Raw genomic sequence first — 21,129 nt, 5'->3', positions numbered from 1 at the left:
GAGGTCGCGGGTCGGTCAGGGACACCGCCCGGCCCCGATCACCGCCCGCCTTCAGGGTTTCCTGGCGACCGCCCCGTACATGGCGATGTCGTGGCCGTCGATACCGTCCTGTTCCGGGCCGGGCCGCCAGCTGTGCACCTGGGTGATCCCCGGTTCCTGCAGTTCCAGTCCGTCGAAGAACGAGGTGGCGGTGGGGAGATCGCGCAGAATCATGGGCATGTTCTGCTGCCGGTACTCCTCGGCCACCCTATTGACCTCCTCGGGCGCGAAGTCCGCGGTGCCGATGGTCATCGCCAGATAGCTGCCGGATGGCAGCGGGTCCAGCAGCCGCTGGACCAGGCGCCGGTCGTCCGGGGGCTGGATGAAGTGCATGATGCCGATCACCATGAGGCCGACGGGCCGGTTCAGGTCGATGAGCTCGCGGAACTCGGGGCTGTCCAGGATGGTGTCGGGGTCGTGCATGTTCGCGTCCACATAGGCGGTGGCGCCCTCGGGTGAACTCTGCAACAGGGCGCGGGCGTGAGCGAGGACGATGGGGTCGTTGTCGACGTAGACCACATGCGATTCTGGTGCCACGTGCTGCACGATCTCGTGCAGGTTCGGTGAGGTCGGCAGACCGGTTCCGATGTCGAGGAACTGGCGGATGCCTCGTTCCTTGGCGAGGAAGCGGGCGGCGCGGTGCATGAACCGGCGGTTCTCCAGCATATGGACGGGCAGGGCCGGCCAGTGCCGGCACATGGCGTCGCCCGCTTCGACGTCCGCGGGGTAGTGGTCCTTGCCACCCAGGATGTAGTCGTACACCCGGGCGGAGTGGGCGCGTGTGGTCACCAGTCCGCTCCGACGGTCGTTCGGCGTGTTCATGCAGACCCTCTTTCGTCCGAGGACGGCTTTCTCGACGGTATAGAGGCACTGTTCCGGGCGCAAACGGATGAGGCCCTGGATGGGGGCGGTCACGAGTGGGGCCGTGCTTGCAGGGCGATGACGGCGATGTCGTCCCGGCGGTGGTGAAGAGGCGGCAGAAGGCCGCGGATCAGAGCGGGCAGCGGCAGGCCCTTGCGGGCCAGGGCGTCGGTGCGTTCGCGTAGCCGCCGGAGGTTGTCGCCGATGTCCGTGTCCGGCGTCTCCACCAGCCCGTCGGTGTAGAGCACCAGGGCGTCGCCGTCGCACAGGAGAGCGTGGAGGGTGGTGCGGGTGAGGGAGTCGGCGACGCACAGGGGCGGGTCCGGGGCCGTGAGCCCGTGCAGGTACCGCGCCGGCGCGTCGGCCGGGATCAGCAGGGGCGGCGGGTGGCCGGCGTTGGACAGGGCGATGCGCCAGCTGCCGTGCGTCCGCCGGGACAGGATCGCGTGCACCGCTGTGACCATCGACGGGCTGTCGAGCGCCTGCACGATACGGTCGAGCCGGCGCAGAGTGGCCGCCGGGCTGGCGGCCGGACCGCTGTCGTAGGCGAGCCCTCTCAGGATGCTGTTGACACGGCCCATCTGGGTGGCCGCGTCGAGGTCGTGGCCGGCGATGTCGCCGATGGACAGGGCGAGGGCGTCGGCGGAGAGCCGGACGGCGTCGTACCAGTCCCCGCCGATCTCCGCCGCCGAGTCGGCCGGGTGGTAGAGCGCGGTGATGGTGAGGCCTTCGATGGGCGGCGGGGCCGCGAGGAACGACTGCTGCAGTGCGAGGGCCTTGCCGCGGATGTTCTGCAGTTCCATGGTCCGGCGCAGCGGACCGCTCATCTGCTGGAAGACGTCCTGCAACAGGGAGAGGTCGGCCTCGTCCGGGGGCGGGTTGCCCCGGCAGGTCGCGATGGTCGCCAGCGCGACGGTCCGGCCGTCCACCACCACGGGCAGCAGAGCCACGCCGGTCGCCCCGGCTTCCCGCAGCCACCGCACGGAAACGTCCGAGAGTCCCCCTCCGGGAGGCCCGCCCGGCGGGAAGACCAGCAGCCGCGCCTCCTGGCTCTCGATGGCTCGCCGGGCGGCCGGCCCCAGCCGGAAGTCGGCGTCCAGCGGAGGCAGGGAAGGCAGCCCGGGGGCGAGCCCCACCCGCTCCGGCAACGCCGCGGCCCATACGTTCTCGGAAGGCCGCGCACCGGCCTCGACACCGTCCAGTACGCGGAAGATGGCCACGGCATCGGCGAGCTCGGGCACGACGGCCGCGGCCGTCGTCAGAAAGGCCTCCGAGAGATCGTGGGCCGCGGGCACCGCTGCCATGCGCGCCAACAGCTTCTCCCGCATACGGGTGCGCCAGTGCTCCTCAGCATCGGTGGCAGTCCCGACAATCTCCACCTCACCCTCTTCGTCAACGACGGGCGCAGCGATGATCTTGATGTGGCGGAAGCGGTCGAGGGTGCCGTCGAGCCGCACTCTGACGATCGTGTCCAAGGGGGACCGCCGCCGAGTGGCCCCACGCCATGCCCGCCGAAACCAGTCCCGGTCCTTGGGATGCACGGCGTCCATCCACGAGGCGCCGGCGCCGGGGTGCCACAGCTTCTCCGCGATCCCGCCTTCGGACAACACGGTGACGACACCGTCGGGCGACATCACCCACACCGACTGCGGCACGGCGCCCATGAGCGCCTGGTACCGCCTGAGGAGACGTTCATCGTTCACGGCCGTCCCCTTCGCCGCCGGGCCGACCAGCCCGAGGGCCAGGCCGCAGGGACGGCACCTCCCGTCGCCGTCCCTGCCCGCCTTTGCCCGTTCAGCTCTCCAGCCGGCGCCAGTGGATCATCACCACTCATACTCTGATGATCCCCCGCATCCAGGACATCAGCACACCCTGGCGCCCGCGCGGCCACCGAGCCTCCCGTGAGCCATGCTCATGACCTGTGGATCGGGGCTCGGGGAGCGTTCGCGAAGGGCATACCTTTCCGAATGATCGGTTGAAGGGCACTGAGCAGGCCGACACCGCGAACCGTCGGTCGGGAAGGAACGCCCGTGCTCGGCGTGGTCAACGCCGATGGCTTCATCCCGATCCGGTGAAGCCGCAATAATCGCTGGATACAAGGTCGGGCCGGCCCCTACCTTCATACGGTGAGCCAGTACTCGATGTCGGCCAAGGACGCACTCGCGCTTCTGGAGCGCCTCCGCGCCCACGGCGTAGATGCGTGTGTGGGCGGCGGGTGGAGCGTGGATGCGCTGCTCGGGAAGCAGACGAGAGAACATTCCGACCTTGATGTATGGGTGCCGGCCGCGCATCTTGACCCGTTGTTCGCTGCGTTCGCGGAAGCCGGCGTCGATCGAATTTTCCCGTGGCCTGGTGACAGGCTGTGGAACTTCGTCCTGCACGACGGCGTTCGATTGCGGGTCGACTTGCACCTGTACGAGCGGCTTGGGGGCGGAACGCTGCACTACGGATCCGTGGTGGATGGCGATGCTTTTCCGGCGGAAGCGCTCGCCGGGCACGGATCGATCGCCGGGACCGCGGTGCGTTGCGAGTCGGCCGAGTGGGCGGTGCGCTGGCATACGGGATACCCGGCTCGTGATGTCGATCGCCACGATGTCCCCTTGCTGTGCGAGCAGTTCGGCATCCCCCTGCCCGAGGGTTTCGAGCCGCTTGAGGAAAACGTGGATTGCTGACGCCGCACGTCGGCGCGGGCGGTGCTCCGCGTCGGATGCCCGGTGCTGCTCATGGCCGACGCGCCCTCGGCCGGTCGGATTCCACGGGAGCGCCCCGCCCCGCGGAAGGCCACGAGGCCGGGCGGCGGCCGGTCAGCGCGGGCGCGCGGGCAGTGCGAGGCTCTCAGGTATGGCGGCGCAGGTGTCCCGCAGCGCGTCGGCGAGCCCCTCGGGGCCCGGCTTCGAAGGATCGGCGATCCAGCGTTCCGTGGCCCGTTGGAAGGCCGCCATCAGCAGGTCCACGGCCAGTTGTGGCCGCAGGCCGTACGGATCCGGTCGCACATGCATGTCGAACCTGCGCCGCATGACGGCGACAACGGCCGCACCGGTCCGGTGGCAGAAGGCCAGGCCGTGCGCCTCCATCGACGGTGTCCGTGCTGTCAGCCCGCGGCTGAGCCGCATGCGCCCGGCCCAGCCGTCCGTGCTCATACGGCCGAGCGCCGTGATCAACACGTCCCCCAGCAGGACGAACACCGGGCCGCTCGTGGGCTCCACGGTCTCCAGCTCTTCCATGAAGGTTGCCCAGAGGTCGTGGACGGGGGCCAGCACCACGTCTTCCTTGCTGCCGAAGGTGCGGAAGAACGTGCGCTTCGAGACGTCGACGGCGTCGCAGAGCTCGTTCAGCGTGACGCCGTCGAAGCCGCGCTCCGTGAACAGCTCCAGCGCTGTGTCGACGAGCGCCTGGCGCGTACGCAGCTTCTTGCGCTCCCGCAGCGGCAGTTGATCACCGGTCAGGTCATCGCGGGTCACGGCAGCTCCACCCCGGCGGTCCATCATGGTCAGAAGTGTAGCCCGAAGGCTAATGCCCCTTGACGGCTAATGCCACTCGGCGGCACTATTGCGGCCGGAGCGGCAGCGGAGGCGAGCGCGGGCGTCGCGCCGGGAGGTGCAACGACCGCGTGAGCCTGACTTGTTGGCCCTTCCGGTTGTCAGGCGAACCGCATGGTTTCGAGGTGGCGGGCTGTGAACGCCTTCGTTCAGGGTGCTTTGGGCCACTCCGGGGTCGTGGTGACCCTTCGCCGGGCGGACATCAGATCGAACAGTTGCACCTGCATGAATGCCGTCAACCGGATCGGATTCGGCTGATGCTCCGGGTATCGGCGCTGGGCCGAAGCGACGCGTCGGGTTGGTGTCTTCAGATGGACAGGCAGCTGATGGTGAGGCAAGTGAGGTATTTCAGTGGTCTCCGAGAAGGTAGTGACGTCCACTCCGCGCGGTTCGGGGTGGATCGTCGGTCTGCTGCTGACGACGTTCGTCATCGGGACTGATGACTTCATCATCGCCGGGGTCCTTCCGGCGATCTCGGCCGACTTGGAGGTGAGCGTGGGTGCCGCGGGCCAATTGGTGACGGTGTTCTCGATCACCTACGCGGTTGCCTGCCCGATCCTCGCCGTGGCCACGGGGCGGGTGCCGCGCAAGACGCTGATCGTGGGCGGACTCGCGGCATTCGCGGTGATCAACTTCGCCACGGCGTTCGCGTCCTCCTTCGGGATGCTGATGGCCCTTCGGGTGGTGGCGGCGCTGGTGGCTGCGTCGCTCTCGCCCGCGGCTTTCGCGGTGGCAGGCCGGCTGGCCTCACCGGAGCGCACCGGCAGGGCGATCGGCACCGTGGCTGCGGGGCTGACCCTCTCGCTGGTGATCGGTGTGCCCTTCGGTTCGTGGGTCAGCGGGGTGTGGGGGTGGGAAGCCACCTTCGTCGCGGTGGGGGTGTTCACGTGCCTGGCGGTCGCGATCACCGCGCTGACGCTGCCACGGATTCCGCGGACCCGGGTGGTCGGAGTGGCCGAACGGCTGCGCCTGCTGCGCCGGCCTCCGGTGCTGCTGTGCGTGCTCGGCACGATGCTCGCGGCCACCGGCGGGCTGATGCCCTATATCTACCTGGCCCCCGTCACCCACGATCTCACCGGTATCGGCAGCCAGTATGTGGGCGTCTTCATCGCGATCGTGGGTGTCTCGGGAGCGGTGGGCACCGTGCTGGGCGGACGGTTGACCGACCAGTGGGGCGTGGACCGCACACTGCTGGCCGCGTTCGGCGGTGTGGCCGCCGCTGCCGCGGTGCTGCTGGTCATCGGCACCATCGGGCAAGGGGCGGTGCCGGTCTGGCTGGTCGGTATCGGACTGGTGCTGTGGGGGGTGCCCGGGTGGGCCAACAACCCCCCGATGAACGCGCGCGCCATGCACATGGGCGGCGACGCCGCCACCGAGGCGGTCGCGTTGAACACCAGCGGTCTCTACGCGGGCATCGCGCTGGCGGGAGCCATCGGCGGCGGCGCGGTCGACGCCTCCGGCGGCACCGGTGTCCTGGCGGTCGCTTCTTTCGTCGGCGTGATCACCATCATGGTGATGGCGCTGTCCGTGCGCCGCTACCCCGCTACGCGCCGCGCGCCCGAAGCCGACACCACACCGGAGAAGGCCGCCGCACCATGATCCCGCGGCCGGTGGGCTGTCGGCCCCGGTCGCGGTCGGTCCGGACCGTTGGAAGCTGGAGGGGAGCGACCTCTGATGATCCGGGTGCCGGAACCGAGGCCGACGCGGAACGCCTCGTTCGTGTCCAGGGCGAGTAGGAACGAGGCGTTCCGGGGCCGATGCGTTACGCACGGCGGGCCGGTGATCGTGATCGGCGGCTCGCAGGCGTACGCGAGCCCGCCTTATCCGGCCGGGCCGGCGGCGCGACGAACGGGGGTGCACGGCGTACGGATCGCAGCGCCGCAGGTTTCTACCGGCCGTGCGGCAGACAGCGCCGGAGGCGCGCCTGGTTGAGGTGGCTGGACCGGAGCTGGATGCCGCGGTGGTCCGGGCGGTGGCCTGCGCATCGGCACAGATGATGAAGCGCCTGGTGACCTCGGGTGCGCACGGCCGCGTGGTCTGGTTGGTCGGCCCGGGGCTGGGCGGCAGCCCGCAGGCCGGGCAGGTCCTGGACGCCCTGGTGGCCGGCCGAGTTGTCGTGGACCCGCGGCCGACCGATGTCCCTTCGGCCCCGCATGGTCCGGATCAAGCCCCGTGGCGTGCTCCGGTCGCCAGAGTGCTGTAACGCCCTTGACCTGTTCCACATGCACCTATTAGGAAGGATCACGTCCGGTCCGGCGGCACAGGTCGCGGCACAGCCGTCGATCCGGTCCGCACCGAACCATTGCAGCAGCGCGAACGTTCCGCCTACGGGGGAGTGATGAAGCAATGCCCAGCAGTGCCGATGAAACGTTTCTGGCGTTATCCGCCGCTCAGCTGGGGGTGTGGACCGCACAGCAGCTCGACCCCGGCAGCCCGCGCTACAACTGCGGCAGCTACCTCGAAATCCCTGGGGACTTCGACCCGGAGCTGATGCGCCGGGCGGTACGACAGGCGCTCGGCGAGGCCGAAGCGCTGCGGGTGCGGTTCCACGAGCGTGACGGCCCCCGGGGCACCACCCCGGTACAGACGGTCCACCCCGTCCCCGCCGATCCCCTGGAAACCCTTGACACCACCGTCACCGCCGCCGATCCGAGATCCGCCGCCGAGGCATGGATGCGCGCGGACCTGGCCCAGGCCACCGCGCTCACCGATGGGCCGCTGGTGCGCCACGTCCTCATCACGGTCGCCCCCGGCACCCGGCTGCTGTTTCTGCGCTACCACCACATCGTCATGGACGGTTTCGGCCAGACACTCCATCTGCGCAGGATCGCCGAGATCTGCACCGGGCTCGCCGCGGGCACCGAGATACCGCCGCCGTCGGCCGTGCCCCTGCGCGACACCGTCGCAGAGGCCGCCGCGTACGAGACATCCGCCGCGCACACCCGGGACCGTGCCTTCTGGCTCGGCCAGTACGTCGAACGGCCCGAACCGGCGAGTCTGGGCGGGCAGCGGACCGGCACCGCCCGCAGCCTGCTGCGGCACGCCGCCGACCTCGGCGAGCCGGACCTGACTCTGCTCCGGGAGGTCGCGCACCGGCTGCGCGTCCGGCCCTCCGCGCTGCTGATCGCCGCGGTGGCCGCTTACCAGTGCCGGGTCACGGGCCGGGAGGAGACCGTACTGAACCTTCCGGTCACGGCCCGGCAGACCCCGGCGGCGCGCGCCACGCCAGCCATGCTCGCCAACGAACTGCCTCTGCGGTTCACCGTGCCGCCCGGCACATCTTTCGCCGGCCTCGTCGCACAGACGGCCCGGGCACTGGGCGGGCTCCTCAAGCATCAGCGGTTCCGCGGCGAGGAACTCCGCCGCGACCTCGGGATGTCCGGCAGCGCCGAGCGGCTCGCCGGCACGACCGTCAATGTGGTCACCTTCGACACCGGCCTCTCCTTCGCCGGGCTGCCGGGCACCGCGCGCCACCTGTCCTCGGGACCGGTCCACGACCTCCAGTTCGACTTCTTCACCGACGCCCGCACCAGCCGGGTCCGGCTGGTCACCGACGCCGACCCGGCCAGACACGCCGCCGGGGCCCTCGCCGGCCACACCCGGCGCCTGCTGACCCTGCTGCGCCACGCGCTGCGCGACCCGGAGCGGCCCGTCGACCGGCTCGACCTCATGGACGGTGCCGAGCGCGACGCCGTACTGAACGCGGGCAAGGGCCCCACGACCGCGTCCGGCGCGGGGCGCTGTCTGCACGAGCTGGTGGAGGAGCAGGCCGCGCGCACCCCGGACGCGACAGCCGTCCGGGCCGCCGGCGAGTCCCTGACCTACCGTGAGCTGACCGCCGCGGCCCGGCGCCTCGCGGCCCATCTGCGCGAACGCGGGGCGGGCCCCGGCACGGTCGTCGGCGTCCACGAGGAGCGCTCCCTCGGCCTGGTCGTGGACCTGCTGGCGGTGCTGATGTCCGGCGCCGCCTATCTGCCGCTGGACCCCGGGCTCCCCGCCGCCCGGATCGCCTTCCAGATCGACGACGCCGCCGTACGCACCGTGCTCACCAGCGCGGACCTCGCCGGGCGGTTGCGCCTGCGGGACGGGACCGGCGTCGAGGTCATCGCCGTGGACAAGGTGATGCCCGCACTGCCGGAGCGCGGGCCGCTGCCCGCCCTCGCGGTCCCCGCCGACCCGGCGTACGTCCTCTACACCTCTGGTTCCACCGGAGCGCCCAAGGGCGTCGCGGTGCCGCACCGGGGGGTGGTGAACCGGCTGTTGTGGATGCAGGACGAGTACGGTCTCGGCCCGGACGACCGGGTCCTGCAGAAGACGCCGTTCACTTTCGACGTATCGGTGTGGGAGTTCTTCTGGCCGCTGCTCACCGGGGCGGCACTGCACCTCGCCGAGCCGGGGGAGCACCGGGACCCCCGCGCCCTGGCCGAGACCGTCCGGCGTCACGGGATCACCACGGTGCACTTCGTCCCGCCGATGCTCGACCTGTTCCTGGCGGATCCCGCCGCGGAGGGGCTGCCCGCCCTGCGGCGCGTGATCTGCAGCGGCGAGGCCCTGGGCCCGGGAACCGTGCGGCAGTTCTTCACCGTGTACGGCGGGCCGGACGGCCCGCGGCTGTACAACCTCTACGGCCCCACGGAGGCGTCCATCGACGTCACCCACTGGCCGTGCACACCGCAGAGCGCCGAGGGACCGGTCCCGATCGGCCGGGCCGTCGCCAACACCGCTCTGTATGTGCTCGACGCGGGCGGCGAGCCGGTGCCCTTCGGTGCCGTGGGCGAACTGCACATCGGCGGCGTCCAGCTCGCCTCCGGCTATCTGAACCGCCCGGAGGAGACCGCGCGGAGCTTCATCACCCACCGGCTTCTCGGCCGTCTCTACCGGACGGGGGACCTCGCCGCGCTGCGGCCCGACGGGGTCGTCGAATACCACGGCCGGGTCGACCAGCAGCTGAAGATACGGGGACAGCGCATCGAACCCGGCGAGGTCGAGGCGGCGCTCCTCGCCCTGCCCGGAGTCGGACAGAGCGTGGTGACCGCGCCCCGGCTGCCCGGCGGGCAGCGGCAGTTGCTGGCTCATGTGGTGCCCGCGCCGACGGCGTCCGGTGCTGCCGTGTCCGAGGCCCCGCTGACCGCCGCGCTCCGCGAGCAGCTGCCCGCCCCGCTCGTCCCGTCGAGGATCGTCGTCCTCCGCGAGCTGCCGCTGCTGCCCAGCGGCAAGGTGGACCGGGGCGCCCTGCCGCCGCCGGACGATACGCGGCCGGCCACGGACGGTCCCGCCGCCGAGCCCGCAGACGAGGCCGAACGCCTGGTCCTGGCGGCATGGCGGGAGGTCCTGGGCCCCGGCACGGTGGACCTCGACCGCTCGTTCTTCTCGCTCGGCGGGGACTCGATCCTCAGCATCCGGATGCGGACCGCGCTGGAACGGCGCGGACTCACCTTCCCCGTCGCCGACCTCTTCGACGCGCCCACGGTCCGGGCCCTCGCCCGCCGCACCCGCCCCTGCGGACCGGCGGCCGGCCGCGCCGGGCCGTTCTCGCTGGTCGCCCCGGCCGACCGGGGCTCGCTGCCCGCCGGGCTCAGCGACGCGTACCCGCTGGGCAGTATGCAGACCGGCATGCTCTTCCACGCCGGGTACGAGGACGGGACCTCCGTCTACCGGGTCGTCACCAGTATCCGCGTCGGGCTGCCGTTCGACGGTGCCGTACTGCGGCGGGCCCTGGACGCCACGGTGCGCCGCCATCCCGCCCTGCGCAGCTCCTTCCATCTGACCGGTTTCAGCGAGCCCCTCCAGCTCGTGCACGACGAGGCCGCCGTGGAGCTGGAGGTGTCCCGGACGCTGTACGGAGCCGGGCCGGACACCCGGGACGTGGGGCTGCGCGAGTGGGCCGAGGGCGTCAAGCGCCGCTCGTTCGACCTGACCGCCGCACCGCTGATGGCGTTCACCGCTCATCCGCTCGGAGAAGAATCGTTTCAGCTGGGGGTGGTGGAGCACCACGCGGTCCTCGATGGATTCAGCGACGCCTCGATGCTGGACGAGATCGCCGCCCGCTACCGGGCCGGTATCGCGGGCGAGGACCTGTGGCTGCCCGAAATTCCCTCCACCTACCGCGCGTTCGTGGCCGCAGAACGCACGGCGGCACGGAGCGAAGAACACCGGGCCTTCTGGGAGGCGGAGCTGGCCGGCGCCGAAGCCACCCCCCTGCCCCGCACCGCCGCCGCAGGCCCGCCTGGCCCGGCAGAGCACCGCCGGTACGACGTCCCGGTCGGCGCGGACACCGCCGCCCGCCTGGCCGAAGCGGCCCGCGCCGCCGGTCTCCCCCTGAAGTCCCTCCTGGCCGCCGCCCACGCCGCCGTCCTGCACAGCCTCGCCCCGGGCACCGATGTCCTCACCGGAGTCGTGGCCCACGGACGCCTCGACGAGGACGGCGGCGACGAGGTGATCGGCGTCTTCGTCAACACCCTCCCGATGCGGCTGTCCGTGCCGGGCACCTCCTGGCAGGACCTGGCCCACCGGGTCCACAGCCATGAGCGCCGCACCGCCCCGCACCGCCGCTACCCCTACGCCCGGGTACTGCGCGACCACCCCGGCGCCGCCGTCGACTCGTACGTCAACTTCATGGACTTCCACCGGCAGTGGGGAGCGGACTCGGCGGTACTCGGCGGCTTCGGGATCGCCGACACCGACTTCCCGCTCGCCGCCAACTTCCTCGTCGACCCCCTCGGCGGCCGGCTCGGGCTGTGGCTCGACTGCGACACCGCTGTCCTCGACCCCGCGTTCTGCACCCGGCTCGCCGGATACTACGAACGGGCGCTGATCGCGTTCGCGGCGGACCCCACCGCGCACGCCGGCTCGGCCGACCTGCGCGACGACACGGAACGCGCGCTGCTGCGCCGGTGGAACGACACCACCCTCGCCTACGACACCACGGCCCACGCCCACCGGGTGATCGCGGAACAGGCCGCCGCCACACCGCACGCCGTCGCTGTCCTGGACCGCGGCACCACCCTCGACTACGCCGCCCTCGACGCCCGCGCCAACCGTCTCGCCCGCCACCTTCGCTCCCGGGGCGCGACCGTCGGCGCCCGCGTCGGCGTCAGCGTCCGCCGCGGCGCCGACCTCGTCACCGCCCTGCTCGCGGTCATCCGGGCCGGCGCCGCCTATGTCCCGATGGACCCGGACTTCCCCGCGGAGCGCCTCGGCCACATCGCTCAGGACGCCGGCCTGGACTGTGTGCTCGTCGGACCCGAACCCGGCACCGAGGCCATGGACTTCGGGTCCCGGCCCGTCATCCGCCTCCAGGACGAGGCGGCGCTGATCGCAGCCCGCTCGCCCGCGCCCTTCGACTGCCCCGCCGGCCCCGGCGACCCGGTCTACGTGATCTACACCTCCGGCTCCACCGGCCGCCCCAAGGGAACGGTGCTGCTGCACCGCAACCTCAACAACTTCTTCGCCGGCATGGACCGGCTGATCGGCACCGGCCCCGGGGACACCGTCCTTGCCCTCACCAGCATGTCCTTCGACATCTCGATACTCGAACTGCTGTGGCCACTGACCCGCGGCGCGGCCGTCGCCATCGGCGGCGAGCGCATCATCGACCGGCTGGTCCCCGGCCCCGGGGGACCAGCCGGGGCCGAAGAGGACTCCTTCACCGAACTGTGCGAGCGCCACCGCCCCGCACTGGTCCAGGCGACGCCGTCCTTCCTCTCCGCCGTCGCCGCCGAACCCGAGGCGCTGCGGGCGCTGGAGTCCGTACGCACCCTGATGGCCGGCGGCGAGGCATTCCCCTCCGGGCTCGCCCAGCGGCTGCTCACCGCCCTGCCCGGCACCCGCGTCCTCAACGGATACGGGCCCACGGAGACCACCATCTACTCCGTGGTCCATGAACTCGACCGGCACCGGGACCCCGGTGCCGCGCCGCCCATCGGCCGCCCGGTCGCCAACGCCGTGCTGCGCGTCTGCGCACCGGGCGGCGGCGAAGTGCCCATCGGGGCCGAGGGCGAGCTGTGGATCGGCGGCGACGGCCTCGCCGAAGGCTATCTGGGCCGCCCGGAACTGACGGCGGACCGCTTCGTCACCGGACCCGCCGACGGGCGGCGCTACTACCGCACCGGCGACCGGGTGCGCCGCCGCACCGACGGAGACCTGGAGTTCCTCGGCCGCATCGACCGTCAGGTCAAGATCCGTGGCCACCGGGTCGAGCCCGACGAAGTGGAAAGCGTCCTCTCCACCCACCCCGGGGTCGCCGCCGCCGCTGTCGTCGCTGTGCCCCGCGCGAGCGGACACACCGAACTCGTCGCCTACATCGCCCCCACCTCCGCACTCGACGCCGACGACGCGCACACGGCCCACCTCGACCACTGGCGCGAGGTGTGGGAGGACACCTACAGCGACCCCTCCGCCCCGGGCGAGGACGGCTCCGGAGCCGACGGCACCGTAGCCGACTTCGCCGGCTGGCTGAGCAGCTACACCGGCGAGCCCATCCCGGCGGACGAGATGCGGGAGTGGCTGACCGGCACCCTGGACCGGGTGGCCGCGCTGGACGCCCGCCGGATCGTCGACGTCGGTGTCGGCGTCGGCCTGTATCTGCGGGAACTCGCCCCGCACGCCGACTCCTACCTGGGCCTGGACCTCTCTGAGGCCGCCCTGCGCACTGCGGCCCGCGCCCTGTCCGGGCCCGGCCCGCTCCCCGGCCATGTCACGCTGCGCCGCGGTGACGCACTCGCCCTCGCGGACCTGCCCTCCGACAGCGCAGACCTGGTGCTGTTCAACTCCGTGGTGCAGTACTTCCCCGGCCCCGGCTATCTGCGGCAGGCGCTGGCAGAGGCCGTCCGGGTGGCCGGGCCCTCGGGGGCCGTGTTCATCGGCGACGTACGGGACCTGACGCTGCTCGACGCCTTCCACGCCGATGTACAGCTGCGGCGATCGCCGCCGCTGACACCGGCCCGCGCCGTCGCCGCGGCCGCCTCCCGCGCCCTCGCCGACGAACGCGAACTCTGCCTCGCCCCCGGCTTCTTCCGGGAACTGCTCACCACGGCGCAGGCGCCCGGCACCGTACGGATCGACCTCAAGCGGGGGCGCGGCGACAACGAACTCACCCGCTTCCGCTGGGATGTCACCCTCCTGGGCGCCGGCCGTGCCGCCACCGCGGCCCCGGCCACCGGGACCGACACCGTCGGCTGGCGGGAGGCGGCCCGCCCGTACGACACCGCAGGAGCCGGAGCCGACGCGCTGGACGCACTGCTCGCCCGTACCCCCGCCGACCGCGCCCTGACCCTGACCGGACTGCCCGACCGGCGGCTCGACCGCCCGCTGAAGGCGCTGTCCCTACTGCGCGGCGAACATCCCGCGAACAGCACCGCCTGGGACCTGGAGCGCACCGTATGGGACGCCGGCGGGCCCGGCACCGTACACCCCGAGACCGTCGCGCGCCTCGCGGAGCGGCACGGCCGCGCCGTACGCCTGGAGCCCGCCCGGTCCGGGCACCCGGGTGAGTTCGACGCGCTCTTCGGACCGGCCCGCCCGCCCGCACCCGCAGGTGCCTCCGCCCACCCGGACCCGAAGGAGCCACGACGGTGAGCGCATCCGCCGCACCGACTGCCCCCGCCTCACGGACCGCCAACGACCCGCTCTCCGCCGCCGCCTGGGCCCGGTTCCGGGCCGACATCAGGGCCTTCACGGCGGCCCGGCTCCCCGACGCGATGGTCCCCGCCCGCTTCGTGGTTCTCCCCGCCCTGCCGAAGCTCCCCAACGGCAAGATCGACCGGGGTCGCCTCGCGGAGGACCCTGCGGAGGCCGCCCCGGACAGCGCCTACCTCCCGCCCGAGACCCCGGAGGAGATCCGGCTCACCGCCCTGTGGGCCGATGTCCTGGACGCTCCCAGGGTCGGCCTGCGCGACAACTTCTTCGAACTGGGCGGAGACTCCCTCGCGGCGGCGCAGATGGCCGCCCGGCTGCGGGCAGAGACCGGCGTCCGGGTCAATCTGCGTCGGCTCTTCGAGAACCCGACCGTGGAACACCTCGTCGTCCTGCTGGGCGGAGGCGGGCGCACCCCGGAGACCGGCCGCCACCACCCGCGCAGCATCGCCGCCGCCGACCTCGCCGCCGACGCCGAACTCCCCGCCGGCATCGCGCCGGAGCCCGGCGCGGCCCCGCCGGCCACCGGACCGTATCGGAGCGTGCTGCTCACCGGAGGCACCGGCTACACCGGAGCCTTCCTGCTGCGCGCGCTGCTGGACCGCTCCGCCGCCCACATCCATGTCCTGGTCCGGGCCGCGAACCCCGCTGTGGCCGTCGCCCGGGTACGTGCGGTCATGGAGCGGTACGGGGTGTGGCGCGACGGCGACGACGCACGCCTCACCGGCGTACCCGGCGATCTGGCCCGCCCCTACCTCGGACTGGACCGGGACACCTACCTGCGGCTCGCCCGCGACATCGAGATGATCGTCCACAACGGGGCCTGGTCCAGCTACGCCCTGCCCTACCGGCGCCTCAAACCCGTCAATGTGCTGGGCACCCGGGAAGTCCTCGCCCTCGCGGCCCGGCACCGCGTCAAGCCGGTCCATTACACCTCCTCCCTCGCCGTCTACCCGGGCCATCCCGGCCGCCACCACTGGGCAGAGGACGAGGCCACCGCCCCGGAGGGCGTGGTCGGCGGATACCGGCAGACCAAGTGGGTCGGCGATCGGATGATGGCGCAGGCCCACCGCAGGGGCATCCCCACCTGCGTCTACCGCCCCGGCCAGGTCAGCGGCGCACAGGACACCGGGGCATGCTCGACCGACACCTTCCTCAACGCCACCCTCAAGGGCTGTGTCCAACTGGGCTCCGCCCTGGAGTTCGACGTCACCCTGGAGCTGACCCCGGTCGACTTCTTCGCCGACGCCATGGCCCATGTGGCACTCGGCGGCCGGTGGCACGGCACCGCCTTCAATGTGCCCGCCGCCCATACCCTCACCTGGCACCGGCTCGTCGACCTGCTCGGCGACTGCGGTTACCCGCTGCGCAGACTCCCGTACCGCGACTGGTACCGCGAACTGACCGGGGCCGTCGAGCGCGGCGAGGAGAACGAACTCGCCCCCTTCCTGCCTCTGTTCGGCGAGGACATGCCGTCCGAGGATCTCGGCTACCGGGGCAGCGAGCCCGAGTTCGCCACCACGAACCTGCGCGCCGCGCTGGAGGGTTCCGGCATCTCCTGTCTGCCGCCCGACCGTGAGCTGATCGACCGCTATCTCACCCACTTCGTCTCCACCGGATATCTGCCCGCACCGCGAAGGACCGCCCCGTGACCGGCTCCCTGTTCCGCGACCCCACCGCCCTGCACCTGCTCCGCCGCCACGCGGCCGAGCGCCCCGGCCAGGAGGCCGTGACCTTCGTCCATGACCACGACAGCGCCACAGGGCAGCGGACCCTCACCTACGCACAGCTCGACGCCGAGGCAGCCAGGGTCGCCTCCTGGCTCCAGGAACGGTGCGCGCCGGGTGACCGGGTGCTGCTGCTGCACCCGCCGGGCCTGCCGTTCGTCACCGCGTTCCTCGGTTGTCTCTACGCCGGGGTGGTCGCCGTTCCCTCACCGATGCCCGGCCAGTTCTCGTACCAGCAGCGCCGGATCACGGGTATGGCGGCCGACGCGGGAGCACGGTTCGCCCTCACCGACACCGGCCAGCTCCCCGAGGTCGAGCGCTGGATCACCGGACGGGGACCGGAGCTCCGGGCCGCGGCCAGCGACGCCCCCGGCTTCGGCGATGCCGCCGCCTGGCGGCAGCCACCCGCGTCCGCCCGCGACCTCGTCCTCCTCCAGTACACCTCCGGCTCCACCGGGGACCCCAAAGGGGTGATGATCGGCCACGGCAATCTGCTGCACAACGCGGACAGCCTGCGCCGCTCCCTGGGCCTCGACGAGCACACTCGCTTCGGTGGCTGGATCCCCCTGTACCACGACATGGGCCTGATGGGGCAGTTACTGCCCGGACTGTTCCTGGGCAGCAGCTGTGTGCTGATGTCCCCGATGGCCTTCCTCAAACGCCCCCACCAGTGGCTCTCCATGATCGACCGGTACGGCATCGGGTACTCGGCCGCACCGAACTTCGCCTACGAGCTGTGCGTACGCAAGGTGACGGAAGAGCGGGCCGCCGCCCTCGACCTGTCGCGCTGGCGCTTCGCGGCCAACGGCTCGGAACCCATCCAGGCCTCCACCCTGCGCGCCTTCGCCGGACACTTCGCCGTCTCCGGCTTCCGGCCCGAGGCACTGGCGCCCTGCTACGGGATGGCAGAGGCGACCGTGTTCATCTCCGGCCGCGCCGGGCGGCCCCCGGTCGTCGAACGCGTCGACCCCGGCGCGCTGGAGAAGCACGAGATACGCCCCGCCGCACCGGACGGCCCCGCGCGCGAACTCGTCGGCTGCGCCGACGCACCCGACTTCGATGTGCGCGTCGTCGACCCGGCGACCTCCCGGGTGCTGCCGGACGGCACCACCGGCGAGATCTGGGTGCGCGGCACCAGCGTCGGCGCCGGCTACTGGGGACGCGAGGAGGCATCCGCGAAAACCTTCGCCGCCCGCACCGCGGACGGGGAGGGACCGTATCTGCGCACCGGCGACCTCGGCGCGCTGCGCGACGGCGAACTGTTCGTCACCGGGCGCATCAAGGACCTCCTGATCATCCACGGGCGCAATCTCTACCCGCACGATCTGGAGCACGAACTGCGGCTGCACCACCCCCGGCTCGCCACCCTCGCCGGAGCGGTCTTCAGTGTCCCCGCCCCGCAGGAGGAGGTCGTGGTCCTGCACGAGATCCGGGGCCGCCTCTCCCCGGACGACCTCGCCGCGACCACCCAGGACATGCGCCGGACCGTGCTGCGGGAGTTCGGCGTACGCGCCGCCGGAGTGCTGCTGCTGCGGCCCGGCAGCGTCCAGCGGACCACCAGCGGCAAGGTACAGCGCTCCCGGATGCGACAGCTGTTCCTCGACGGCGCCCTCGACCCGGTCCACCAGGACCTCGACCCGGCACTGCGCGAACTGCCGGGTCCGGAGCGCTCATGACGACCGCGCCCGCCCCCGTGCCCGCCGGCGGAACACCCGTGGCCCCGGGTCCGGGCCGCCGGCAGGCGATGGCGGGCCGCCTGACCCTGCCCGCGGCCCTGGAAGCGGCCATCGCCGCCCGGCTCGCCGCGCACGGCGACGCGGCGCCGCTCGCACCGGCCCGCTCGGCCCGGCTGGACGAACGGGAGGAGTTCCCGGACCTGGAGTGCGCGTTCCTCGACGCCTGCGGAGTGCCGGGCGCCTATGTGCCGCCCGCCCTCGGCGGCGCCGGGGGCGGCCTGCCAGAACTGGTCGAGACACTGCGCACCGTCGCCCGCCACGACCTCACGGCGGCCGTCGCCCACGGCAAGACCTTCCTCGGCGCCGTGCCCGTATGGCTGTCCGGCAGCCCCCGGCAGGCCCGCGACCTCGCCCGTCGCGTCCTCGCCGGCGCGGTCGTCTCCTGGGGACTGACCGAACCCGGCCGGGGCAGCGACCTCCTCGCCGGTGAGCTGACCGCCACCGCCACCGACGACGGCACCTGGATACTCGACGGTGCGAAATGGCCTGTCAACAATGCCACCCGGGGCCGGTTCTGCACCGTGCTCGCCCGCACCGATGCCCGGGGCGGCCCCCGGGGCTTCACCCTCTTCCTCGTCGACAAGGACGCCTTGGCCCCCGGGCAGCAGCGTCCCCTGCCCAAGGAACCCACGCACGGCATCCGGGGTGCCGACATCAGCGGCATCGCCTTCCATCGGGCCGAGGTCGGCGCCGAGGCCGTCGTCGGCGCCGTCGGCGAGGGCGCGGAGACCGTGCTCCGCGCCCTCCAGCTGACCCGCACCGTCTGCTGCTCGCTCTCCCTGGGCGCCGGTGAGCACGCCCTGCGCCTCGCGCTGGACTTCGCCGGGAACCGCGCCCTGTACGGCACCTCACTGCTGCGGCTGCCCCGCACCCGGAGCGCCCTGGGGACCGCGGCGGCCACCCTGTGTCTCGCCGAGGCCGCCACCACGGTGGCCGCCCGCTGCGCACATGCCCTGCCCGGCGAGCAGAGCGTGGTCTCGGCGATCGCCAAGGCCGCCGTACCGGAGCTGGTGCAGTCGGTGATCGACGACTGCGCCGAAATCCTCGGCGCCCGGGGCTTCCTCACCGGCCTTCACGCCCACGGCATGTTCCAGAAGCTGGAGCGCGACCACCGGATCGTGTCCCTCTTCGACGGCAGTACGGCGGTGAACCGCAACGCCCTGATCAACCAGTTCCCCGTCCTGGTCCGCGCCCACCGGACCGGCCGCCACGACACGGCGGCACTCGCCGCCGCCACCGATCCGGGTGCGCCCCTGCCTGGCCTCGACACCACCCGGCTGCGCCTGGTGAGCCGGACGGGATGCAGTGTCGTCCAGGCACTGGCCGCCGCCACCGCCCGGCTCGACGGAAGCCGCACCGCCCCGGCCCGGACCGTGGCACTGGCCCGGCGGCTGCGGACCCTGACCGACGCCACCATGGCACGGGTGGCCGCGATACGCCCCTCGGCCCGGGATCTGCCGGCCGAGGCGTTCGCCATCGCCCGCGACTACGAGACGTGCTTCGCGGGCGCCGCCGCCCTGCATCTGTGGCTCGCCACCGCCCCCGCGCCGGGTACACCGGACTCCCTCCGCCTGGAAGCGGCCCTGGCCCGCGCGGTGGACCTGCTCACCCCCGGCGGCGAGCCCGCACCGGCCGGCCTCCACGAGGAGCTGCTCGGCGCCCTGGGCGCGACCGGAACGGAAACGGAAGAGGAGACCGGGACCACATGAGCACCACCGCGGACCGCCCCACAGCCCCGGATCACCCCACACCCCCGGACCCGGCTTCCACGCCCGGCCAGGCTTCCACCTCCGGTTCCGGTCCCGCGCCCGGTTCTGTTCCCGGTTCCGCGTCCGGCTTCGCCGTGGCCGCCGCCGTCGCCGAGCTGGAACAGCTCTTCGGCACCGCCACCGACCCCGGCAACCCCACCGGCCATACGGCCGTCCTCGCCGCCGACGAGCGGCAGGAGATGCTCACCGCCGGGGAACACCTGCTCGACAACTACGGCCTGGGCGCCCACCTCGTCCCCCAGGAGCTCGGCGGCCGGTTCACCCGGCTCGATCACCTCATCGACGTGATGCGGGCCGTCTACCGCCGGGACCCCGCCCTCGGCCTCGGGCACGGCGCCGGTTCCTTCATGGCCGCCGTCAATGTCTGGACCACCGGCCGCCCCGAACAGCGCACCCACCTGGCCCAACTGCTGCTCTCCGGCGGCAAGGCCGCCTGCGCCTACCACGAACTCGCCCACGGAAACGACCTCGGCCGCGCGGAGATGACCGCCCTGCCCGCCCCGCCGCCGGGCACCGCCCTGCTGCTCAACGGCCGCAAAGAGGTCATCGCCAACCTGCGGCGGGCCGACGCCATGGTCCTGTTCGCCCGCACCGACCGGGCGTCCGGCGGCCGAAGCCACTCCCAGCTCCTTCTGGACACCGCCGCCCTGCCCGCCGGCCACCATCGGCACCTGGACCGCTTCCCCACTGCGGGCATGCGCGGAGTGCCACTCGGCGGAATCGACTTCACCGACTGCCCGGTGCCCGCCGACAGCGTCATCGGCGCCCCCGGCCTCGGCCTGGAAACCGCGCTGCGCTCCTTCCAGCTCACCCGGATCGCTCTGCCCGGCATGACGGCCGGACTCCTGGACACCGCGATCCGCACCGCCCTGCGCTGCGCCACCGGCCGCGCCCTCTACGGCAGGACGGCGGCCGACCTGCCGCTGTCGCGGACCCTGCTCGCCGAGGCCTTCGCCGACCTGTTGCTCGCCGACGCGTTCCTCACCGTCGCCGCACGCGCCGTGCACACCGCACCGGCACCGTCCGGGATCTACGCCTCCGCCGTGAAATCACTGGTGCCACGGATCCTCATGTCGGCCGTCCACCGGCTGTCACACCTCATGGGATCCCAGTTCTATCTGCGCACCGGACCGCACGCGCTCTTCCAGAAGCTGCTCCGCGATGGCCTGCCCTCGGCGTTCGGGCACGCCTCCCGCGCCTCCTGCCTGGCCGGGCTGCTGCCCCAGCTGCCGCTCGCCGCCCGCCGCACCTGGACCAGCCCCGCCGCCGAACCCCTCCCCGTCAGCACTTTCCGGCTCACCGATCCGCTGCCGCCCCTGCGCTTCGACGCCCTCGCCGTGACCTCCTCCGGCCGTGACCCGCTCGCCCGCGCCCTCACCGCCGGACCCGGCCTCCACGCCCCCGGCGGCACACCGGAAGGAGACATCGGCGCGGCGGTCCGCTCCCGTACCGCCGAACTGGCCGAACTCGCCGCACACTGCCGGAACCTGCGCCCGGAACACCTCGCCCCCACCGCCCCCGCCCACAGCTTCGCCCTCGCCGAGCAGTGGACGGGCGTACTCGCCGCCTCCGCCTGTCTGGGCCTGTGGCGCCACCAGAACCCCGGCGGCCCGCTCGCCGACCCCGTCTGGGTGCTCGCCGCCCTGCACCGGCTCGACGCCCACCAGGGACGCCACCGCGACCACCTGCCCGCGCACCTCGCCGAGCCCCTGTACGCCGAACTCGTCCGCCGCGAGACCGAGGGCCACACCTTCGACCTCGGCCGCCGGCCGACCGGCGCCTGAAGCCCGCACCGCCCCACCCGTGTACCCGCCCCCAGCGCGGC

Annotated in this window: 10 protein-coding genes; 7 read left to right on the top strand and 3 right to left on the bottom strand. The window is 72.7% G+C overall.

What is annotated here, in order from left to right:
- Positions 1-51 precede the first annotated feature (51 nt).
- Positions 52-861: an SAM-dependent methyltransferase gene (locus ACZ60Q_RS05115; protein WP_469628594.1), complete on the bottom strand. Its 810-nt coding sequence runs from the start codon at positions 859-861 to the stop codon at positions 52-54.
- 89 nt (positions 862-950) lie between these two features.
- Positions 951-2,603 (bottom strand): SpoIIE family protein phosphatase, encoded by a 1,653-nt coding sequence (locus ACZ60Q_RS05110; RefSeq protein ID WP_469628591.1) that lies wholly within the window; start codon positions 2,601-2,603, stop codon positions 951-953.
- Positions 2,604-3,026: 423 nt separating this feature from the next.
- Here ACZ60Q_RS05110 and ACZ60Q_RS05105 point away from each other — a divergent pair, with 423 nt between their 5' ends.
- Positions 3,027-3,572 (top strand): nucleotidyltransferase domain-containing protein, encoded by a 546-nt coding sequence (locus ACZ60Q_RS05105; protein WP_469628588.1) that lies wholly within the window; start codon positions 3,027-3,029, stop codon positions 3,570-3,572.
- A 132-nt stretch (positions 3,573-3,704) separates the two neighbouring features.
- On the opposite strand, the gene ACZ60Q_RS05100 is transcribed toward ACZ60Q_RS05105, so the two are convergent.
- On the bottom strand, positions 3,705-4,361 hold the full coding sequence (locus tag ACZ60Q_RS05100) for a TetR family transcriptional regulator (RefSeq protein ID WP_469628585.1): 657 nt from the start codon (positions 4,359-4,361) through the stop codon (positions 3,705-3,707).
- 447 nt (positions 4,362-4,808) lie between these two features.
- On the opposite strand from ACZ60Q_RS05100, the gene ACZ60Q_RS05095 reads away from it, so the two are divergent.
- From ACZ60Q_RS05095 to ACZ60Q_RS05070, 6 genes are all read left to right on the top strand, one after another.
- Entirely contained in the window at positions 4,809-6,038 is a 1,230-nt protein-coding gene (locus ACZ60Q_RS05095) for an MFS transporter (protein ID WP_469628582.1), read from the top strand.
- A 747-nt stretch (positions 6,039-6,785) separates the two neighbouring features.
- Positions 6,786-14,015 (top strand): amino acid adenylation domain-containing protein, encoded by a 7,230-nt coding sequence (locus ACZ60Q_RS05090; protein ID WP_469628580.1) that lies wholly within the window; start codon positions 6,786-6,788, stop codon positions 14,013-14,015.
- Complete coding sequence (locus tag ACZ60Q_RS05085) at positions 14,012-15,724, top strand: thioester reductase domain-containing protein (RefSeq protein WP_469628577.1); 1,713 nt, start codon at positions 14,012-14,014, stop codon at positions 15,722-15,724. The genes ACZ60Q_RS05090 and ACZ60Q_RS05085 overlap by 4 nt, the downstream gene beginning before the upstream one ends.
- Positions 15,721-17,475: a fatty acyl-AMP ligase gene (locus ACZ60Q_RS05080; RefSeq protein WP_469628574.1), complete on the top strand. Its 1,755-nt coding sequence runs from the start codon at positions 15,721-15,723 to the stop codon at positions 17,473-17,475. The genes ACZ60Q_RS05085 and ACZ60Q_RS05080 overlap by 4 nt, the downstream gene beginning before the upstream one ends.
- On the top strand, positions 17,472-19,244 hold the full coding sequence (locus ACZ60Q_RS05075; RefSeq protein ID WP_469628571.1) for an acyl-CoA dehydrogenase: 1,773 nt from the start codon (positions 17,472-17,474) through the stop codon (positions 19,242-19,244). Before ACZ60Q_RS05080 ends, ACZ60Q_RS05075 begins: the two co-directional genes overlap by 4 nt.
- Positions 19,241-21,088, top strand: coding sequence for an acyl-CoA dehydrogenase (locus tag ACZ60Q_RS05070; RefSeq protein ID WP_469628568.1), 1,848 nt, complete (start codon positions 19,241-19,243; stop codon positions 21,086-21,088). Before ACZ60Q_RS05075 ends, ACZ60Q_RS05070 begins: the two co-directional genes overlap by 4 nt.
- The last annotated feature ends 41 nt before the right edge of the window (positions 21,089-21,129 follow it).

Source organism: Streptomyces sp. NPDC104313 (assembly GCF_055583985.1).
The sequence above is the reverse complement of the archived record's forward strand: the minus strand, read 5'-3'. Positions and strand labels throughout refer to the sequence as shown.